This window comes from Pseudomonas sp. SAS7 (assembly GCF_052112345.1).
Classification (GTDB): Bacteria; Pseudomonadota; Gammaproteobacteria; order Pseudomonadales; family Pseudomonadaceae; genus Aquipseudomonas; species Aquipseudomonas putida_Q.
Window position 1 is genome coordinate 155,076 of record NZ_JBEGGO010000007.1, and the last position, 20,278, is coordinate 175,353.

Genomic DNA, 20,278 nt, shown 5'->3' on the forward strand with positions numbered 1-20,278 from the left:
GGTCGGTGGCCAACAGCAGGCCGCAGCGGCGGTGGTTGTGGAAGATGCCGACGAAGGCCTCAATGCGCAGCTGGTCCCTTATGATGAAAACCTGCTGGAGCGCAGCCGTACCCAGTGGCAATTCGGGGATTGGCAGAGCCTTGCCGAGCTGCAACGCGAAACCCTGCAGCATCACCCGGACCGCGCCAAGTTGGCACTGCTGGCTGCCGGAGCCCACCAGCAACTGGGCAACATGACCGCGGCGCGCCAGTTCACACGCCTGGCCCAGGACTGGGGTTGCAGCAAGAAGTTGATCAGCCAGGTGCTGATTGCCGGCGTGCACAATACTCTGGGCCGCGCCACGGCCATTGCTGGTCGCTCGCAACAGGCGCTGGAGCACTTCCAGAACGCCGTGAAAATTGCCGCGCCCGGCGCAGATGTACGCCTGCTGGTACAAGCCCGCGTGCGCGAGGAACTGGGCCAGCTTGGGCTGCCAGCCCTCGAAGCCCAGCAAAAGCCAGGCCCAAGCGCCATTCGCCCTGCCCCCGAAAAAAACGCCGTTCAGAAGTTGTCCGAGGATTTGCAGAAGCAGCACGCAACCTTGAGCGAACAAATCAGGCAGCAGAACGCGGAAATGATCAAAGTGCGCCAGTCTCTGGAGCGCACGGTGAAGTCGGAGATGCTGAATGCTGCACAGCAGCTGGAAGCATTTATGGGCGTTCAGAACTATTTGAATCACGGCGAACATTTGCCCGGCATGCACGGTTGGCCGATCAGCCCGGACTTTGCGCTGTACCTGGTCGAATTGATCGACGGCAATGATTATGACTTGATCCTCGAGTTTGGCTCTGGCACTTCAACCGTAGTCATTGCCAAAGCGTTGGCGAGAATCGCTCGCCAGCAACACGGCAAGCCTGCCACCGTGCAGGTGGCATTCGAACACCTGGAGCAGTACCACGCGCAAACGCAGGCGAACTTGCAACACGCGGAATTACTGGGCGCCGTGCAACTGGAGCTTGCGCCTTTGGCTGACTTCAAGGCACCCAACGGCAGCACATACTCATATTACAGCTGTCACGCCGCCCTGCATAAGTTGGCTGAGCAGCTAACTTCAAACATCAAAATACTGATTATAGTCGATGGCCCACCTGCATCGGTTGGAAAACATGCGCGATACCCTGCAGTGCCTTCGGTACTTGCAGGATTCAAAGGTGCGCACATCGACATCTTGCTCGACGACTACATCCGTGAAGATGAAAAGGAAATCGTCCAGCTATGGCTGAAAGACATCGAAGTTGAGGGCCTGAATGCTCAGATGTCTACTCGCAAAATGGAAAAAGACGCTTGTCTTATCTCCATCCCCCATAAGGTGTAAACGAGCATAATCTCATGAAAATCCTAACAGTATTCGGCACTCGCCCCGAAGCAATCAAGATGGCACCCCTTGCGCTTGCACTCGCAGCAGATGAGCGCTTCGAGGCGAGAGTTTGCGTAACTGGGCAGCACAGAGAGATGCTCGACCAAGTTTTGGACTTGTTTGAAATCAAGCCAGACTTTGATCTTAACATCATGAAGCCAGGCCAGGACCTCACGGATGTAAGCACTTCGATCCTGCAAGGCATGAAAAGCGTCTTCCAGGATTTCAGGCCTGATATGGTCCTGGTTCATGGCGACACGGCAACTACTTTTGCTACGACCCTGGCTGCCTACTACCACCAAATACCTGTTGGTCATGTTGAAGCTGGGCTGCGCACCGGAAATCTATATTCCCCATGGCCGGAAGAGGGTAACCGCAAGCTGACCGGAGCATTGGCTAACATACATTTCGCACCCACCGATGACTCGCGAGCGAATCTACTGCGCGAGGGGGTTGCTGATGCTTCTATAGTCGTGACCGGCAACACTGTAATCGATGCGCTTTTGGACGTTGTAAATCGCCTGAAAAACGATGAAGTACTGTATAAAAAAGCCTCAGCACCTTCTAACTTTCTGGATCCGTCTCGCAAGCTGATTTTGGTTACCGGGCACCGCCGAGAAAGTTTTGGCAGCGGCTTTGAACGCATTTGCCAGGCGCTGCTTGAGGTTGCTCAACAGCACCCAGAAGTTGATATCGTCTATCCAGTCCACCTGAATCCTAACGTAAGAGAACCTGTGAATCGCCTGCTGTCAGGCATTAACAACGTTCACCTGATTGAGCCGATGGACTATCTGCCTTTCGTTCATCTGATGACTCGCTCACACATCATTCTTACTGACTCAGGCGGCATTCAAGAAGAAGCGCCATCTCTGGGCAAGCCTGTTCTAGTAATGCGGGACACCACCGAAAGGCCCGAAGCCGTTGCTGCTGGAACCGTAAAGTTGGTGGGCAGCGATGTGGCAAATATAGTTCGTGAACTGAACCGACTTCTGTCGGACCACGAAGCCTATAAAGCCATGAGCTTTGCTCACAATCCATACGGCGACGGCACTGCTTGCCAAACAATTATTCAGGCGTTACTGAAAAACGCTTAACCCTTAGCCCTTGCGTGCATGCTCGGTATCGTTGCCAGCATGCAGCACACAATGTCAGGAAAGACCATGCCAAACTCTAAATATTCCTTTGAAACAATTTCTATGATTGGCCTTGGCTATATCGGCCTTCCAACTGCAACTCTTTTTGCTTCGCGCAAGAAGAAAGTGATCGGCGTCGACGTTTCTGAACACGCAGTGAATACCATTAATAGTGGCAAAATTCACATTGTAGAGCCCGAGTTAGACATGTTGGTTCATGCCGCAGTGACTGAAGGTTATCTGCGCGCCACTCGTACGCCCGAACCAGCGGACGCTTTCCTTATCGCGGTCCCAACACCGTTCAAAGGCGACCACAAGCCTGACCTGAGCTATATTGAATCCGCTGCCAAAGCCATTGCGCCTATTCTGAACAAAGGCAATTTGGTCATTCTCGAATCGACCTCTCCTGTCGGTGCCACGGAGCAAATGTCTGCCTGGTTGTCCGAAGCGCGACCGGATCTCACCTTCCCACAGCAGGCCGGTGAGGAAGCCGACATCCAAATTGCACACTGTCCAGAACGGGTACTTCCTGGCAAAGTCGTACACGAATTGGTTTCCAATGACCGGATCATCGGTGGCATGACACGCAAAGCCAGCGAAATGTCTGTCGCGCTTTACAAGATCTTCGTTGAAGGTGCTTGCATTGTCACCGACGCACGTACTGCTGAAATGTGCAAGCTGACTGAAAATAGCTTCCGCGACGTTAACATTGCCTTCGCCAATGAACTCTCAATGATTTGCGAAAAACTCGAAATCAGTGTTTGGGAACTAGTAGAGCTTGCGAACCGGCACCCACGCGTAAGCATTCTTCAACCTGGCGCTGGTGTAGGTGGTCACTGCATTGCTGTTGACCCATGGTTTATCGTCGACACTACTCCTGACGAAGCGCGTCTCATCCGCACCGCCCGAGAAGTTAACGACTTCAAACCTGAATGGGTATTGAACAAAATAAAAGCGGCTGTTCTGGACACAATGGCCACCAAACAAGGCAGCACCATTTCCGATATTAAAGTAGCCTGCCTGGGTCTCGCTTTCAAACCTGACATTGACGATCTTCGTGAAAGCCCAGCTGTTGATATCACCCGAAATCTGGCTGCCTTGGGCTGCCAAATCGTGGCGGTAGAACCAAATATCGAAGTGCTTCCACCAAAGCTGGCACAAGCTAACATCAGCCTGGCGACTTTGGACGAAGCAGTCGAAACTGCGGACGTCATATGTGTTCTAGTAAAACACACCCCGTTCATTGAAGCTGTGGAAACCCTGCGCCAACACGCATACTGCATTGATTCAGTGGGTATTTTTGCATGATCAGCAAAGAATCAACGGTCATCAACAATCAACTTAAAGAAGCAAGGGCAACCTTGCTTCCGAAAAAAAATCAAGTGCGGCTTGCCGCCTCCGAATACAGCAAAGGTAATTACGAGTCTGCGCTCGAAACCTACAAATATCTGGCAGAAACTATTGGCCAGAAATTTTTTGATGCCAATATACTTCTGTGCGAGCGTCGCCTCCAAGGCATTGAAGTAGGTGCAAACTTTGCTAAGAACATCGTAACGCCGCACCTGAATCTGACTAATTCAAGGTCCGCGGGTGCGCCGAGCATCACAAGCGTGAAACCGACCAAACGCTTGCGATCCATATCAATTATGGACGAGATTTCCGAAGAGTGCTGGCGTTATGAAATGACCAGCTACCCCATCAGCCGAAAAAATTATACTGAGCAGATTGATAAATCCGTGTCGGATTTTTGCTTTTTGGAGAGCTGCTGGAAAGGTAATCGTGGGACTTGGGAGTATGCTTTCACCTCTCCCGGGTTGAAGCACGCGAACGCTCAGGCCCTGCTAGACGCGATCGTGAAAGTAAAGAAAAAAATGCCTATCATCTTCTGGAACAAAGAAGATCCGATGCATTATGACCGCTATCTACCAATTGCAAAACATGCTGACATAATATTCACAACTGACGCAAACAAAGTCGCCGACTACCAGCGGGATATTCCTAGCGCACAAGTACACGCGGTTCCCTTCGCGGCACAACAAAGAATCTGTAATCCGTCGGACAGATTCCGCACCACTCCAGAATCCGTGTGCTTCGCTGGTTCATATTATGGTGTCGGGCACGACGAAAGAAAGCGTCAAATGGATGCACTACTACCGTCCATTATTGAGTTCAATGGCGCCATTTATGACAGAATGTCAAAAATCGATGGCGATCGTTACGCGTTCCCACCGCAATATACGCCGTTCATTAGGGACGCGGTACCTTTTACCGAAGTAGTGAAACTATACAAACGCTTTAAAGTATTCCTGAACGTTAACACCATCATTGACTCCCCAACGATGATGTCCCGCCGTGTTTACGAATTGCTCGCATGTGGAACACCAGTTGTATCTACCCCCTCAAAAGCTATCGAGGAGCAATTCGCGGGGATCGTTCACGTTGCAAAAGATGCGGACGAAGCTAATGTCATCATCGAAAAGCTTCTGACTGATGAGCACTTCTGGGAGAAGTCATCTCATATCGGCTACCGAGAGGTGATGAAAAAACATACCTACTCGCATCGCCTACAAGATATTCAAAAATCGCTTGGGCAGGTAGCAGATGATTCTGCGCCCCTAATCAGCATTATTACCTGCACCCGTCGCCCAAACATGATTGACCGCATCGTCGAAAACATGACGCGGCAAAACCACCCTAATTGTGAACTGATCCTGGTCCTCCAGGACTTTAATGAGCAGCAAAGAGTTGAGTTGGTTTCCAAGCTCAAAGCGACACCCTCTAACATCAAGCGCGTCGAAGTCATTGTAAATGATAGCCAGGACGTGACCCTTGGAGAGCGCTTCAACGATGCTGCAGCTTATGCAGAGGGCGAGTATATCGCAAAAATGGACGATGACGATCTGTACTTTAAAAACTACTTGTCGGACATGATTATTCCATTCTCCTTCGGCGATTATGGACTTGTTGGAAAAAAAGAGCTATTCATGTACCTCTCTGGATCCAGCAAGCTAATTAAGCGTTTCCCTGGAGTCAAACACTGCGAAGCGGACTTTGTTGCTGGTGCGACTTTTGTATTTAAAGCCAGCGTATTCCACAAGTACAAGTTTCAATCTCTCAACCGCGGGGAAGACAGTGATCTGATTGGGCGCCTCAAAAAAGACGGGATCAAAATTTACGCATCAGATCCTTTCAACTTCATCGTATGGAGAGGTGCAACATCAGCTCACACCTGGGACGCCACAGATGAATACTTCCTGTCCGGAAAACAAACGGAAGTAATCGCTGACAATTTGGACACAAGTGTATGTGATTTTTAAGTCACTTACGCGAAACAATTGTTTATATGAAATTATTATGCGCTTTTCAATAGAACCGATCAACCTAGAAATGGTCTATACTGATGTGAGCATACCTCCTGCACACACTCACACTAGGAATCGTTCAAAATAATCATTTTAAAAGCAAAGCGCATAAGCTTTAATTTTTAGAATAGCACCAGGAGCTCGCAGTTATGAGTAAACATACAAACTACTCGCGCGGATTTATAATTTCAGCCGAGCCGGTGAAGTCAGAGATCAACAATTGGCGCACCGAAAATGCCCTGGGCTTGAACTTCCATTTTGATCCTCGTGTCAGCTTTGACTACCGTATAAAGGATGGTCAATTCTGCGTGATGCTTGGCACTGCCCTTGATCTTGACTCGGGGGATTACGGCACAAGCCTTGTTACCCCAACTCTCCTTGATGCGTTTATCACTGGAGAGAATACGCTTTTTGAGAAGCTTGATTCCATTAACGGTAGATTCTTACTTCTTTATGGGACATACAACAGCGACTCCTCCAGCATTCGGATGATTAACGACGCAACGGGGATGCGAAGCGTATTTTATTCGACCACGCAGCCCTTATGCATCAGCTCTCACCCTGATCTTGTAGCTAAGCAAATAGGCGCTTCAAGAAATGATTATGGAAAGTGGCTGACCGAATACAGCAGCTATCACTTACCTGGAAACACCACCCTCTTCCACAACATAAAGCAACTGGTCCCCAACCACTTGTTTGACTGCGAATCAAATAAGCTTATTCGCTTTTTCCCTCGAGAATCCCTGCACACTCCTGACGACATCAATGCGACCATTGATGAGTTAGCGGAGATCTTGAAAAGCCAAGCAGAGCACCTAGCCGCTCATAATCGCATTTTGTGCTCGATTACGGCAGGCGTTGACAGCAGGGTTACATTGTCTGCGACCAGAAGCATTTCCCGAAATGTGAAGTACTTCACTTATTTTGGGAAAGAAGGCGAGCTATCCAAGAACATCTTGCCTATAGATAAACTGATTGCTACAGAAATCAGCAGTAATCTCGGTCTAGATCATGACCTGATCGATCTATCCGAATCTGGCCGTTCTGAAGCGTCTAAAAAATTAAAGAACGAGATTCGCACTTCACATGTGACACACAGTCCGACTGTAGCTGCCGAATACATCCTTCGCTATGCAGATCAGAACTTGCTGCATCTGCGCTCCAACCTTTTGGAAATCGGAAGGATTTTCTACAAAAACTCCTACAACTTACCTAGGAAGTTAGATACAAAATCAGCCGTGACATGTTATTCGTCACGCGCCGAAAATGACCAGCCGGTCATAGACATCTTTGATCAATACTTGAATGAATGCAATTATAACAACATTGAAAACTATGACCCTTACGATTTATTCTATTGGGAATACCGTATGGGTGCTTGGCATTCGCTGGTTCTGCTAGAGAGTGACTCGGCGTTTGACACATTCATCCTCTTCAACAACAGACGCTTTTTGAGCAAATTGCTCTCCATACCTGAGCCCCTTCGCCAAGGTCATGACCTTATGCTGGAGATTTGCGCACGCAACTGGCCAGCTCTGCAGTTTTGGCAAATCAATGAAAAAACAAATATCTACTCGGAATTCAAGGTCGCCAGCAGTTCATTTTCGGACGCTATGAACCTGGAGGCCGCTCAGATCTCCAGTTCGTCGTCTTCGGGTACTGAGAACCCCACACTGTCGATCATGCGATCACCGAGAAGCGTGAAATTCTCTTTCGTCAATTCCGCGCCCACAATTGGAGAGATGATCAGCTTCAAGCTCAGCATCAGTGTTAACGAACCGGAGGACAGCTTCCTAGTCGCTCACATCAAAACTCCTTATGCTAATCCTAATATACCCGGACGGATTGAGTATCAGGTTCTGATCGATGGCAAAAAGCTTTTGACAGCAGACGTATCAGCCTGGAAGGACACTAACCAAGTAGTGATTCCTATACACCCATACCACACTGACGCAGAAAAAGCTGTCAACTTTGAAGTCCGTGTAAACTGCCTTCGAAATTGTGAGCCATGGAACTGGGGCAGAGCTGCGACTGTTATCATTGAGCGAATTTCGCTTCGAAAACAACCTGCATTACCCGGTACAAAAACCATTTGCTCGTCAAACCCATTCGCTCACTTAGAAGTAAATACTTAAGAGCGAACCGAACTAACGGCAGGATCAAGCGCTGTAACGGTTTGATCCTGTATAAAAAGAAATTTACGGGTGCGGGAAAATTGCTGATGACATATACGCGCCGAAGGACCATTTGCACTTGAAGATTGCACTATTGGCGGACGCATTCAGCAGTGCCGCATTCAGCCTCGCTGCCGAGCAAACCGAGCACATTCATCCCGATTCGTTCGAAGAGCAAATACTACGTTCTTCACCCGACATCCTTCTCGTGGAGTCGGCTTGGTTAGGCCAAGATGGCAGTTGGCAAAAAAAGCTGGCACCTCCAGGCAAGGAAATTTTGAGATGCCTAGAGTTGTGCAAATCCCTACAGATTCCAACGGCATTTTGGAATAAGGAAGACCCTGTACACTTCGGCACTTTTATCGCGCTGGCAAGGTTTTTTGACCATGTCTTCACAACTGATATCGACTGCATTCCTCGGTACAAGAAGGCGCTTGGCCATGATCGTGTGTCCCTGCTGCCATTCGGCGTTCAACCTAAACTCCACAACCCCCTGAATACCGTCGAGCGACAAAACGCTTTTTGCTTCGCCGGTTCTTGGTACCAACGTTACCCGGACCGTCAAATGGAGTTCAGATCTCTAGTTGAATCAATCTCAAAAATTGGTCGATTGGATATTTACGATCGCAATTATCTGAATGAAAAATCAGAAACAAAATTCCCGCCAGAGTACACCCCATTAATTAAAGGTTTTTTGCCCTTCACTCAAATTGACCTGGCTTACAAGGGCTATCGATTTGCAGTAAACATAAACACTGTCACTCAGTCGCAAAGCATGTTTGCGCGGCGCGTGTATGAGCTTATGGGCAGCAACAGTCTAGTTGTTAGCAACCCTTCAAAAGGGATGAAACTATTTTTTGGCGACTTGGCTATTTCGAGCCCTAACAAATCCACACTTGAAGACAAGGTCTCATCAGTATGGCACGACGAGACCAGCTATCGAAAACAACGTTTAATGGCGTTGCGAAAGGTTTTGAGTGAACATACTTACGAGCATCGCCTACAGTATATAAAAGCTCGAATCAACGGGGAGCGCTGGCAGCCTGCGCGATCAGAGATATTGATTTTGGCAATAGCACGAAACGCTGAACGCGAGCGCCGCATTATTGAAAATATTAAGCGCCAACTTCATCCTTGCCGGTCATTAATTTTACGCACTTACCATGAAAATGATAGCCAACCAGCACCAACTCAAGGCTATAAAATCACTATTCACACTGCGCACCCTGAATATGAAGCTGCAGTCCAAGCTGCATTATGCGAGCATTCTTGGCTGACATGTTTCAGCAGCGATGACTTTTATGGACCTCATTACTTAACCGACCTTTCACTTGCAACTCAGTTTACCCAAGCTAACGCTATTGGAAAAAGATCATATTTCACCGCTCAAAACGGCGCCTGTAACCTCAATGAGGATGGCTTTCAGTATAGCTACGTCGACAGGTTATTCGCCCGCTCTGCAATAATACGGACGACGAAACTACCAACTGGATGGCTGAATCAAAACCTGGAAGATATGGAAAATACCATCATAAATTGGCCCGACACAATACTGGCCACTGATGAATTCCAATACTGCCACAATGGCTCCCAGCTTTCCTCATCGACAGTAATTGATTCAGTTTCCGACTTACCTCTGAACTGTGGGTTATCTTTAGCCGCAGATATTCTCCCTATTGCCGAGCGCCTTTCTGCTGCTGACTATCGCCAACCAATCGTTTCCGCAACTGCGGTACAAATCACCGGGGAGACACTTTACGACTGGTTAAAAAACCGATTGCCGGAGGCGGTAACCCTTGAACTTCAGGGCGACTCCCTACTGATAAAGTCGCAACTCGATCATAACAATTGCGCTACACTATATGCTTCCAACCGATTCAGTCGCAGCGAAATAAATCTTTCCGAAAACAATCAAGTTCGTTTGATTTCAGAGCACGCTCTCACTGAATTGAATACACTCTTCGAATTTGAAAACGATAGTCGAACTGGGATTGGTCACACCGTCAACAGTGCCGGCGCTGCTTATTCGTTAATCCTACCTGAAAACTGTCATTTTTTACGTTTCGCACTACGTATCCAAGGACCTGGCACTGCGCTTATCCACTCCCTTGTACTCGGAAGAACTTTTGAACCCTCAGCAGTTTCACTCGAAAAGTGCGTTGGCTCATCTAATAAAATCAAACAAGACCCTATCAGGACATTCCTCCGATCAGGAGCTTCTCCCGTGTCGCTAACTAATCGAGCCCAAGCAGCTTTTCAAGCAGGACAGTATGAGTTAGCTATAGGTTTTTATAAGAACGCTATCCTGGAGCAGCCAGGGCTGGCTCACCTCTACCAACTGAGCATTGATATTGCTGAAAGGCGGCTTGGCAATCACACAGAGCAAGCAAAGTCCAGCCAAACAGTCCCGTTGCAACTCAGCATTGACAGCCCCAGAAGTGATTACCTCACTAATGAGACACCCGTTGTTCTCAACGAGATCTACAATTCGATTGCTAAGCTCTCACCCAACCTACCGAAAATTGCGACTCCGCATGCTTCGCTAGTATCGGTTGTATTGACCACCGAAAATGATGCCGGATTTGTCGAGCAAGCGGTTGACTCAGTACTCCGCCAGAGCTGGGCAAACTTAGAGTTGATCGTGGTTGACAATGCCAGTACTGACCAAACATGGCAAATACTAGATCGTTTGCGGAAAACTGTTGGCAATCTTTTCTGCTATCGCCTTAACACCAATCTCGGAAAAAGCTTCGCAAGAAACCTAGGCCTACAGAAGGCTCATGGCGATTTTTTGTTCTTCCAGAGTGGCAATGAGCTCTCTCATCCCGAACGTATTCGTCTAAGCATGCACTACCTGGTGCAGCCAGATGTTATTGGAGTTATGGAAGGCCGCGCAAAACTTCTCACTCCGTCAAACCGAGTTCTTGCAGCGGCGCCGGACAACTATATATCAGAAACACTCCCAGCTCTGAGCCGTACCACGTTGGAGCGTATAGGCTATTTTGGCTATTTCAAAAACTCATCTGATGACGAATTCAACTTACGACTTCGTACTTGGGCATCATTCGAGAACAGTTCTATTCCTGAGATGGAGCACCCGCTCGTCTACCAGGCTTTGGTGGATGAACTGACTGCTGCCACCCCATCTCAATCTGGCGCGTTGCAAATCAACGATAATCGCGTAGCGCATTGCAAACGTTCCAAAGAGGCCTTCGCCCAGCTACACCAAGAACTCGGCGCAGAAAGCTTCCAAGAGTTCTTCCGCTTCCCGGTCATTCGTGACCTAATCCCCGTTCCACCAGCGCTTAGCAGCCTCGCCAACCCCGTCCAACCCGTGGTCGTCAGCCTGTGCTCCATCCCAGAACGCGCCGAATTGCTGCGCCAGGTACTCGCTAGCCTCGCGCCTCAGGTTGACGCGATGCACATCTACCTGGACCGCTATGATTCGATCCCAGACTTCGTCCGCAATTGCCACCCCAAAGTAACGGTCTACCTGTCCAAAGACCACCCAGGTCTGCGCGACAATGGCAAGTTCCTGGCGTTTTCCGCACTTGCAGAAGACTGCTACTACTTCACAGCAGATGACGACATCGTATATCCCCCTGATTACGTCGCCAGCATGGTGCGACGCATCGAGAATTACGAGCGCCAGGCGGTCATCGGGGTACATGGGGTACTACTACCAGAGCAGGCAGAAGGTTACTTCACGTCCTTCCGCAAGGTGCACATGTTCAAAAAGGAACTGGAACGGGATGCGTTGGTGAACAACCTGGGCACCGGCACCGTAGCGTTCCACTCGGGTCTGTTGCGCGGGCTGGACCTTACCCATTTCGGTACGCCGGGCATGGCAGACCTGCACCTGTCGGTTTTCTGCAAGCAACGCAATATTCCGATGGTGGCGCTCGCCCGCCCCGAAGACTGGCTGCAGGAACTGCCCTCGCCCAATACCAGCCTGTACAATGAATTCCGGCAGGCGGACGACCAGCAGTCGGCACTCATTCGTGCCCACAAACCCTGGGGTTATGCAGCGATCAGCAAGGCTGTTGCCGGGGCTTCGATGCGCGCAATCAAGCCTGACACAGGCGAACGCCTGCAACGGTTGATACCCATACTACATGCTTGCCTGAAATAGCCCAGGCACCAAGGCACCGCTTTGGCACTTCGCAGGGCCGGCTGAAAAGCCGGCCTGCTTACATTATCTGCTGTTGAGTACGCCTAGGCGCGCAAGGGAAAGCACACTATGAACATCACCCCTCCCCAGTGCCTGCCACTGCCCGGTGCCTGGGTATGCAGACCATGAAAATCACAGTCGTCGGAATGGGCTACGTAGGCCTTGCCAATGCCGCCCTGCTCGCTCAACACGTGCAGGTAGTAACGCTGGACCGCGACCCGGCCAAGGTAGACGCCATCAACCAGCGGCGCTCGCCCATTGTCGACCCGTTGCTTGAAGACTATCTGCTTAACAAGCCGCTCAACCTGCAAGCAACGCTCGATGGCGCAGAGGCTTACGCCGATGCGGCCTTCGTCGTCATCGCCACACCCACCGACTATGACGTTGAAAGCGGCCGCTTCGATACCCGTTCCGTCGAGTCGGTGATCCGCGATGTGCGCGCAGTGAATCAGGCGGCCACATTGGTGATCAAGTCCACAGTGCCCGTCGGGTTCACCGAGCGCATGCGGAGCTTGTTCGGTTATGACGACATCATTTTTGCGCCTGAATTTCTGCGTGAAGGCCAGGCGCTCTACGACAACCTGTACCCTTCTCGTATCGTGGTTGGCGGGCACTCCGCAGGGGCCAGGCTATTCGCCGAACTGATGCAGCACAGCGCGATCAAGAAAGACGTGCCGGTACTGCATACCGGCGCTACCGAAGCCGAGGCGATCAAGCTGTTCGCCAACACCTACCTGGCCATGCGCGTAGCGTACTTCAACGAGCTGGACAGTTACGCCGAAAGCCACGGCCTGGATACCCGCCAGATCATCGAAGGTGTCGGGCTGGACCCGCGAATTGGCAACCATTACAACAATCCCTCCTTCGGCTATGGCGGCTACTGCCTGCCCAAGGACACCAAGCAATTGCTGGCCAACTACAGCGACGTGCCGCAGACCCTGATTCGGGCAATCGTCGATTCCAACCGTACCCGCAAAGACTTCATCGCCGAGGCCATTCTCAAGCGCCAGCCGCGACGAGTGGGTATCTATCGGTTGATCATGAAAGCCGGCTCGGACAATTTCCGCACCTCGTCCATTCAAGGCATCATGAAGCGCCTGAAGGCCAAGGGGGTGGAGGTGGTGGTCTATGAGCCGGTGCTCAAAACTGCGACCTTTTTCAACTCTCCGGTCCTGGCCGACCTTGAAGAGTTCAAGCGCAGCTGCGATGTGGTCGTGGCCAATCGGCTTACCGATGAAATCAACGATATACTCGACAAAATTTATACCCGCGACCTGTACAGCAAGGACTGAGCGCGGCCATGACATGGCTACCGTTTTTATGGAGACATCGATGCAAACCCTACTCTCCGGCCTGAGTGAACAGGCCAGCCGCGCGTATGTAGGCGCCTCATTTGACGACGCATTTTCGATTCAGTGGAAACCCGCTGCGCAGTTCATGGCCGGCGTCGACCTCACCCACGCTTCGGGGGCACACCAGCGCGTGTGGTTGTATCGCGCACCTTGGTCCTGGTTGGCCGATGGTGCCACCGTCGATGTCGCAGCGGCACTGCACCAGTGGCAGGCCGAGCAACGCGCAGTGCTGCAACTGCGCCGCACGCTGCGTCAGCGTTTGATTCTGGTGAACATCGACAGGGTGACGCCGCAGGCGCTGTTCGAACGCCTGGGCCTGGCTTACAACGACCAGCCAGTGCAGCTGTTTACCGACCCGTTGGCGGCCACACTGGCTGGCGTCTTCGAGCAGATGGCGCCCGAAAGCTGGACCCTGTACGAAGCGTTGGAAGCTGCAGCATGGCTGCCAAACGGTGAACCGGAATTCCGCTCCAATCGCCCACTGCCAACGACTACAGGGTTGATCGAACTGCTGGACCTGATCCATGCCGGCCGGCAATTGCCCAACGCTCAACTGCAGTTGCATGAGCGGGAAAGGGCCATCACCAGCCTGCGCCGTGAAACGGACCAAGCGCGCAACACCCAGCAAAGCCGCAACGATGAGCGCGAGCAGGTGTTGTCGCAGTTGCATCGCGCACAGCAAGCGCTGGCGGATCGTGAAGCAGAAAGCCAGCGCCTCAAGGACCAGCACAGCAGCCTGCAGCAACAGCTGGCCCAAGCGCAGACGGACAAGCAGCAGGCTATCCAGGCGGCCGTCAGTGTGGGTTCCAAGCCATTGGCAGAGGAAAACCAACTGCTGCTGGCTCAACTGCATGACGTGCAGGAAGAGCTGGAAAAGCGCCATCAGGCCGGCCTGTCGCTCGAACAACAAGTCGCAGCCCTGAAGCTGGAAGCCGCGCAGGCTCGCGCAACGCAACAAAAAGCCCAACAAGCGCATGCCGACAGTAGCGTTGCACAACGTTACAAGGAAGAAAGCGAGCTTCTGCTGGCGCAGTTGCACGAAGTGCAAGAAGAGCTGGAAAAGCGCCACCTGGAAAGCCAGGGTTTCAACGACAAGTACGCCAAGCTGAAGAAAGAGCTGGACCAGACCCTTGCCGCGCAACAGCAGGCCGGCGTGGACCTGGCTGGCGCTACAGCCAATGCCCAGGCGCTGGGTGAAGAGAACGAGCTGTTGCTCTCGCAACTGCACCTGGTGCAGGAAGAGCTGGAAAACTACTACCTGGCCAATCGCGAAATTCTTGCGGCCATGGACCAATCCAACCACACGCTGCACCGTGCCCGTAAAGTGATCAGCCGGGTGGCTGCCAATGTCTAAGGCCCAGGCGGCAAGCCCGTACAACAGCGTGGTCGACCCCCAGTGGTACGTAGCGACTTATCCGGATGTAGCGGCTGCAGGTGCAGACCCGCAACAGCACTATGAACAACATGGTGCCGCTGAGGGCCGCTTGCCCCGGTACCTACAAGCCTACCGCCTGGAGTCGGCCCTGTGGGGCGGCTTCAGCGGGCTGGCGTTGCCGGAGCTCAGTGCCCTCCAGGCACACACCGAGGACCGTGAAGAGCAAGCCTATGCTTCCTGGGCCCTGGCCCGCTGGCATGCCAGTGCCTCGCAATGGTCGAGCGCGCTGCCATACATCGACGCCCTCGCACAGCCACTGCCACCTTACATCGGCACCCTTGGCCCAATATTGCTAAGGGCCGAGGTGCTGCTGCGCAATGGCCAGCAGTCGCTTGCGCAAGCCTGCATCGCCGAGGCCATCGCAGCAAAAGGCATGCAAGCCGACTTGTGCCTGGCAGCCGCCAATGTGTCGCTGGCCACCAAGGGCACCCAACACCAGCCGCCAGCCGCTCTGCGCCTGTTCTGGCTTAACCGTGCGCTTGCCGCTGCCGACCTGGCACCGGTTGCCCTGCGCAACCCCGCAGCTACGCTCACCCTGGATAACCTTCAGGCCGCGGCTGCCGCGACGGTTCCGCCCCAGGCCCAGCCAAAAATCAGCGTGATCATGCCGGCGTTCAACGCCGAGGTGTTCATTGAAACGGCGCTGCGCAGCCTGCTGGCTCAAAGTTGGAGCAACCTGGAAATCCTGGTTGTGGATGACTGCAGCAGCGATGCCACGGTCGAGCGTGTTTCTGAGCTGGCCCGAGAAGATGCGCGTATCGTGCTGTTGCAGCAACCGGTAAACCGCGGCGCTTACGCTGCGCGCAATACAGCATTGAAGCACGCGACCGGCACGTTCGTGGTCAACCATGACAGCGACGACTGGTCCCACCCCCAGCGCCTGGAGCTCATGGCCACCCCGCTGCTGCAGAACCCGGGCCTGGTCGGCACTCTGGCTGAGTGGGTCAGGGCCGATACCGAGCTGCACTTCCAATGCTGGCGAATGGAAAACAGCCTGATCGAACCGAGCGTTTCCACCATCATGATGCGCTGCGATGCCGTGCGCGAACTTGGCGGCTGGGATGAGGTGCGTGTCGCGGCCGATCATGAGCTGCGCCAACGCCTGCAACGCCGCCATGGCGCCGAGGCGCTGGTCTACCTGCTGCCTGGGGTACCGCTGGTCATTGCCCGTCATCTGCCACAATCGCTGACCATGGCTTCCGGCACACATCTGCGCTCAACGTTCTTCGGCCTGCGCCAGCTGTACAGCGCTCTGGCCGATACCTGGCATGCAATGGCAGAAGATGCGGCTGACCTGCGTTTGCCTGAAAGCGCTGGTGAACGCGCCTTCCCGGCACCCGCACCGATGCTGCGCAAATCATCTGCCCAGGCCAGCTACGACTGGTTGTTGATCAGCGACCTTGGCGAAACAGCGCGCAGCGCCAAGGCTTTGCGCCTGATACTGGACAGGTTGCAAGGGCAAGGTGAACGCGTTGCCTTGCTGCATTGGCCAGACTATCAGCGCCCCGGCCTGGTGGGCCCCGACATACTTCGCAAGGCCGTCTTGGGTGCGGTAGACATCGTGCTGGCCGAGCAGCCACTGGAAGCCCAGCGTGTGGTAGTCGTAGGGCGTCATCTGCTGGCCTACCCATTGGATCAAGTACCGGTCATTGACGGCTTGCAAAGCTGCCAGGTAGTGGAGACCGTGCGTGAAGCCAAGCTGCTGGCGATTGCACCTGTAGCTCAGGCCATTGCGCCAAGCGAAAAGCAGCACTCGGTAGCCGAGCACCCCGCCCCTGCTACTGCTTTGGCGGAACCCGAGGCGCCCGAGCCGGCCCCGGTGCAGGACAACGCCACAGGGCTACCAGCATTGTTCGACGCCGCCTGGTACCTGCAACGCTACCCCGATGTGGCGAAAGCCGGTATCAGCCCCTGGGAACACTATGTTGCCAACGGTTTTGCCGAAGGCCGTGAGCCGGGCCCGGACTTCAATACAGCCTGGTACCTGGAACAATGCATAGAGGCGCGCGACAGTGGTCTGCCGCCGCTGGTGCATTATGAACAGGTCGGTCGCCAGGCAGGTTACAACCCCACCCACCCTACTTTCACGGGCAACCAGCCGAACCGAGCGGGTCGGCCAACCGTGTTGCTGTGCGCCCACGCGGCCGATGTGCAACTGTTTGGCGCCGAACGCAGCCTGCTGGATGTACTCGATGCCTGCAACGCCCTGCAACTCAACGTGCTGGTCAGCGTGCCAAGCGTTGCCAACATCGCCTATATCGATGAATTGCGCGCCCGCTCGCTGTTCGTCACCTGTATTCCAACTCGACCATGGTCAGCCAGTACAGCGCCATGCCCGCTGGCAGTGGAACGCTTCCGCACGCTGATCCGTGACCATTCGGTAGAGTTGGTGCAGGCCAACACCCTGATGCTGCGCGAGCCATTGCTGGCTGCACGTAGCGAGAACGTACCGGCAGTGCTGCATGCACACGAATCCCCGGCCCATGACCCGGCACTCTGCGCCTCAATCGGCCTGCCTGCCCCGCAGATTGTGGAGCAAGCCCTGGAACGCGCCGATCACGTACTGGCCAACTCAGCCTTTACTGCGCAGCATCTGGGCAAGCCAGGGGCCACCCACGTGGTCAGCAACATCATTGACCTGAAGGCGTTCGACCTGCCTAACGTCATTGACAACAAGCGCATCACGGCCGCGCTTATCAGCAGCAACTTGCCGAAAAAAGGTATCCAGGACCTTCTGCAGCTGGCCTGCGACACCGCTCGGGACACGCCTAACCTTCAGTTGTTGCTGATAGGGCCAAATACGCCAAGTGTCGCCGCCTTGAGAACACTGGAAGCGCGTGGCCAGCTGCCAGCCAACTTCAGCTTGTTGCCTTACGCAACCAGCCCGCAAACGGCTATTTCTCAAGCTAATATTGTGCTCAACCTGTCGCACTGCCAGGAAACCTTTGGCCGTACGCTGCTCGAAGGCATGGCCGCCAGCCGTCCAGTATTGGCTTATCGCTGGGGGGCATTGCCCGAATTGGTTGATGAAGGGGTCAATGGCCACACCTTCGAGCACGGTGACACCAAAGCAATCGCCAACAGGCTGCGCCAGTTCTGCCGCAACCCGAAAAAAATTCGTACGCTGGGGGCTGCCGGGCGCAAACGTGCCAAGCAGTACAACTTGAAGCGCTTGTGCAAGCAGTTGGGCGAGGCCTATACGTCGATCCTTGACTATCCCCTGCTGCAGACAGAGGAATTGACATGATTCTAGTCACAGGCGGGGCCGGCTTCATCGGGTCCAACTTCGTGCTGCAATGGTGTGCGAAAGGTGGCGAAGAGGTGCTGAACCTCGATGCCTTGACCTATGCTGGCAACCTGGCCAACCTGCAATCGTTGGAAGGCAACGACCAGCATCGGTTCATCCAAGGCAACATTTGCGACGCCGACTTGCTTGCGCGGCTGTTCGCCGAGCATCGCCCAAGGGCAGTGGTGCACTTTGCCGCCGAATCTCACGTCGACCGGTCCATTGCGGGCCCCGAAGCATTCGTTGAAACAAACGTGGTCGGCACCTTCCGCTTGCTGGAAGCGGCTCGCGCCCACTGGAACCAGCTGGAGGGGGAAGCCAAGGCAAGCTTCCGCTTCCTGCATGTTTCTACCGATGAGGTCTACGGCACGCTGGGTAGCAACGACCCGGCATTCACCGAGGCCACGCCATACGCCCCGAACAGCCCCTATTCGGCTAGCAAGGCCGCCAGCGATCACTTGGTGCGATCGTACTTCCATACCTATGGCATGCCAGTACTGACCACCAACTGCTCGAACAACTATGGGCCGTTCCACTTCCCGGAGAAGTTGATTCCGCTGATGATCGTGAACGCTCTGGCGGGAAAGGCACTGCCTGTGTATGGGGATGGCCAGCAGATTCGCGACTGGCTGTACGTCGAAGACCACTGCGCTGGTATCCGCCGAGTGCTGGAAGCCGGTGCTTGCGGGGAAACCTACAACATTGGCGGCTGGAATGAAAAAGCCAACATCGACATCGTGCGCACACTGTGCACGCTGCTCGATGAAATGGCGCCTGCCAGCGAGCGAGATGTCATCAATGTGAAGACCGGTGCACCAGTCAAGCAGTATGCAGAGCTGATCACCTATGTCACAGACCGCCCGGGCCATGATCGCCGCTACGCCATCGATGCACGCAAGATTGAGCGAGAGCTTGGCTGGAGGCCTGCAGAAACATTCGACACGGGTATCCGCAAGACCGTGCAGTGGTATCTGGACAACCAGCATTGGGTAGCTGGCGTCATCGATGGCAGCTACCGGGACTGGGTAGCGCAGCAGTATGGTTCGGGTAAACAGTGAAAATTCTGCTTTTGGGTAAAAATGGTCAAGTGGGTTGGGAGCTGCAACGTTCACTCGCACCGCTTGGCCATGTGATTGCGCTGGATCGTCAAGGATGCCTGGACCTGAGCGGCAATCTGGGGGACCTGGATGCCATAGCGGCCACAGTTAGGGCGTTAAAGCCGGATATCATCGTCAACGCGGCCGCCTACACCGCGGTAGACAAGGCGGAAAGCGAAGCAGCCTTGGCTGTACGCATCAATGCCGAAGCGCCTGGGGTATTGGCGCGCCAGGCGGCTGCTATCGGCGCTTGGCTGATTCACTACTCCACAGATTATGTATTCGACGGCAGCGGCTCGACCCCCTGGCCAGAAGAGGCGCCCACCCATCCGCTTTCGGTGTATGGCCGTACCAAGCGCGATGGTGAAGCAGCCATCGCTGCCAGCGGTGCCCGCGCCGTGGTGCTTCGCACCAGTTGGGTATACGCCGCCCGCGGTCAGAACTTTGCCAAGACCATGCTGCGGCTGGCTAAAGAGCGCGACGCACTTAACGTGGTAGCTGACCAGTACGGTGCACCCACCGGGGCGGAGTTGATCGCTGATGTAACGGCCCACATCATCAGGCAGATCTTCAGCTGCGCCAATGCGAGTCAGCTAGCGGGTATCTATCACCTGGCAGCAGCGGGTGAAACCAGCTGGCATGGCTACGCGCAGTTTGTACTGCAACATGCCAGCCGCCAGGGTTGTGCGTTGAAGGTAAGCCCCGAACAGGTGGGTGCAATCGCCACTGAGGATTATCCGGTCCCGGCCGCCAGGCCGCGAAACTCTCGCCTGAATTTGGCTAAACTCGAAAAGGTATTCAACCTCAAGATGCCGCCTTGGCAACAAGGTGTGCAGCGCATGCTGGACGAGATCCAGCTTTAAGGACCGCAT

At 53.7% G+C, this 20,278-nt stretch carries 11 protein-coding genes; all 11 read left to right on the plus strand.

Features of this window, described 5'->3' with window-relative positions; genetic code table 11:
• The first annotated feature begins 37 nt into the window (after nt 1-37).
• The 11 genes from ABI582_RS13440 (at nt 38) to rfbD (ending at nt 20,269) form a co-directional block, all read left to right on the plus strand.
• Nucleotides 38-1,354, plus strand: a complete 1,317-nt coding sequence (locus tag ABI582_RS13440) for a methyltransferase FkbM (protein WP_442119410.1) — start codon at nt 38-40, stop codon at nt 1,352-1,354.
• 14 nt (nt 1,355-1,368) lie between these two features.
• The gene (gene wecB, locus ABI582_RS13445) at nt 1,369-2,490 is read left to right on the plus strand and encodes a non-hydrolyzing UDP-N-acetylglucosamine 2-epimerase (protein ID WP_442119411.1); all 1,122 of its coding nucleotides are present in this window, start codon (nt 1,369-1,371) and stop codon (nt 2,488-2,490) included.
• Nucleotides 2,491-2,556: 66 nt separating this feature from the next.
• Nucleotides 2,557-3,837, plus strand: coding sequence for a UDP-N-acetyl-D-mannosamine dehydrogenase (wecC, locus tag ABI582_RS13450; RefSeq protein WP_442119412.1), 1,281 nt, complete (start codon nt 2,557-2,559; stop codon nt 3,835-3,837).
• Nucleotides 3,834-5,846, plus strand: coding sequence for a glycosyltransferase family protein (locus tag ABI582_RS13455; protein ID WP_442119413.1), 2,013 nt, complete (start codon nt 3,834-3,836; stop codon nt 5,844-5,846). Before wecC ends, ABI582_RS13455 begins: the two co-directional genes overlap by 4 nt.
• Nucleotides 5,847-6,040: 194 nt before the next feature.
• Nucleotides 6,041-8,026 (plus strand): hypothetical protein, encoded by a 1,986-nt coding sequence (locus ABI582_RS13460; protein WP_442119414.1) that lies wholly within the window; start codon nt 6,041-6,043, stop codon nt 8,024-8,026.
• A 118-nt stretch (nt 8,027-8,144) separates the two neighbouring features.
• Nucleotides 8,145-12,197, plus strand: a complete 4,053-nt coding sequence (locus ABI582_RS13465) for a glycosyltransferase (protein WP_442119415.1) — start codon at nt 8,145-8,147, stop codon at nt 12,195-12,197.
• A 164-nt stretch (nt 12,198-12,361) separates the two neighbouring features.
• The gene (locus tag ABI582_RS13470; protein WP_442119416.1) at nt 12,362-13,528 is read left to right on the plus strand and encodes a nucleotide sugar dehydrogenase; all 1,167 of its coding nucleotides are present in this window, start codon (nt 12,362-12,364) and stop codon (nt 13,526-13,528) included.
• A gap of 40 nt (nt 13,529-13,568) precedes the next feature.
• On the plus strand, nt 13,569-14,942 hold the full coding sequence (locus ABI582_RS13475; protein WP_442119417.1) for a hypothetical protein: 1,374 nt from the start codon (nt 13,569-13,571) through the stop codon (nt 14,940-14,942).
• Nucleotides 14,935-18,270: a glycosyltransferase gene (locus ABI582_RS13480; protein WP_442119418.1), complete on the plus strand. Its 3,336-nt coding sequence runs from the start codon at nt 14,935-14,937 to the stop codon at nt 18,268-18,270. Before ABI582_RS13475 ends, ABI582_RS13480 begins: the two co-directional genes overlap by 8 nt.
• Nucleotides 18,267-19,367 carry a dTDP-glucose 4,6-dehydratase gene (gene rfbB, locus ABI582_RS13485; RefSeq protein ID WP_442119419.1) on the plus strand — a complete coding sequence of 367 codons (1,101 nt, stop codon included), beginning with the start codon at nt 18,267-18,269 and terminating at the stop codon, nt 19,365-19,367. Before ABI582_RS13480 ends, rfbB begins: the two co-directional genes overlap by 4 nt.
• Nucleotides 19,364-20,269, plus strand: a complete 906-nt coding sequence (gene rfbD / locus ABI582_RS13490; RefSeq protein ID WP_442119420.1) for a dTDP-4-dehydrorhamnose reductase — start codon at nt 19,364-19,366, stop codon at nt 20,267-20,269. The genes rfbB and rfbD overlap by 4 nt, the downstream gene beginning before the upstream one ends.
• Nucleotides 20,270-20,278: the final 9 nt, after the last annotated feature.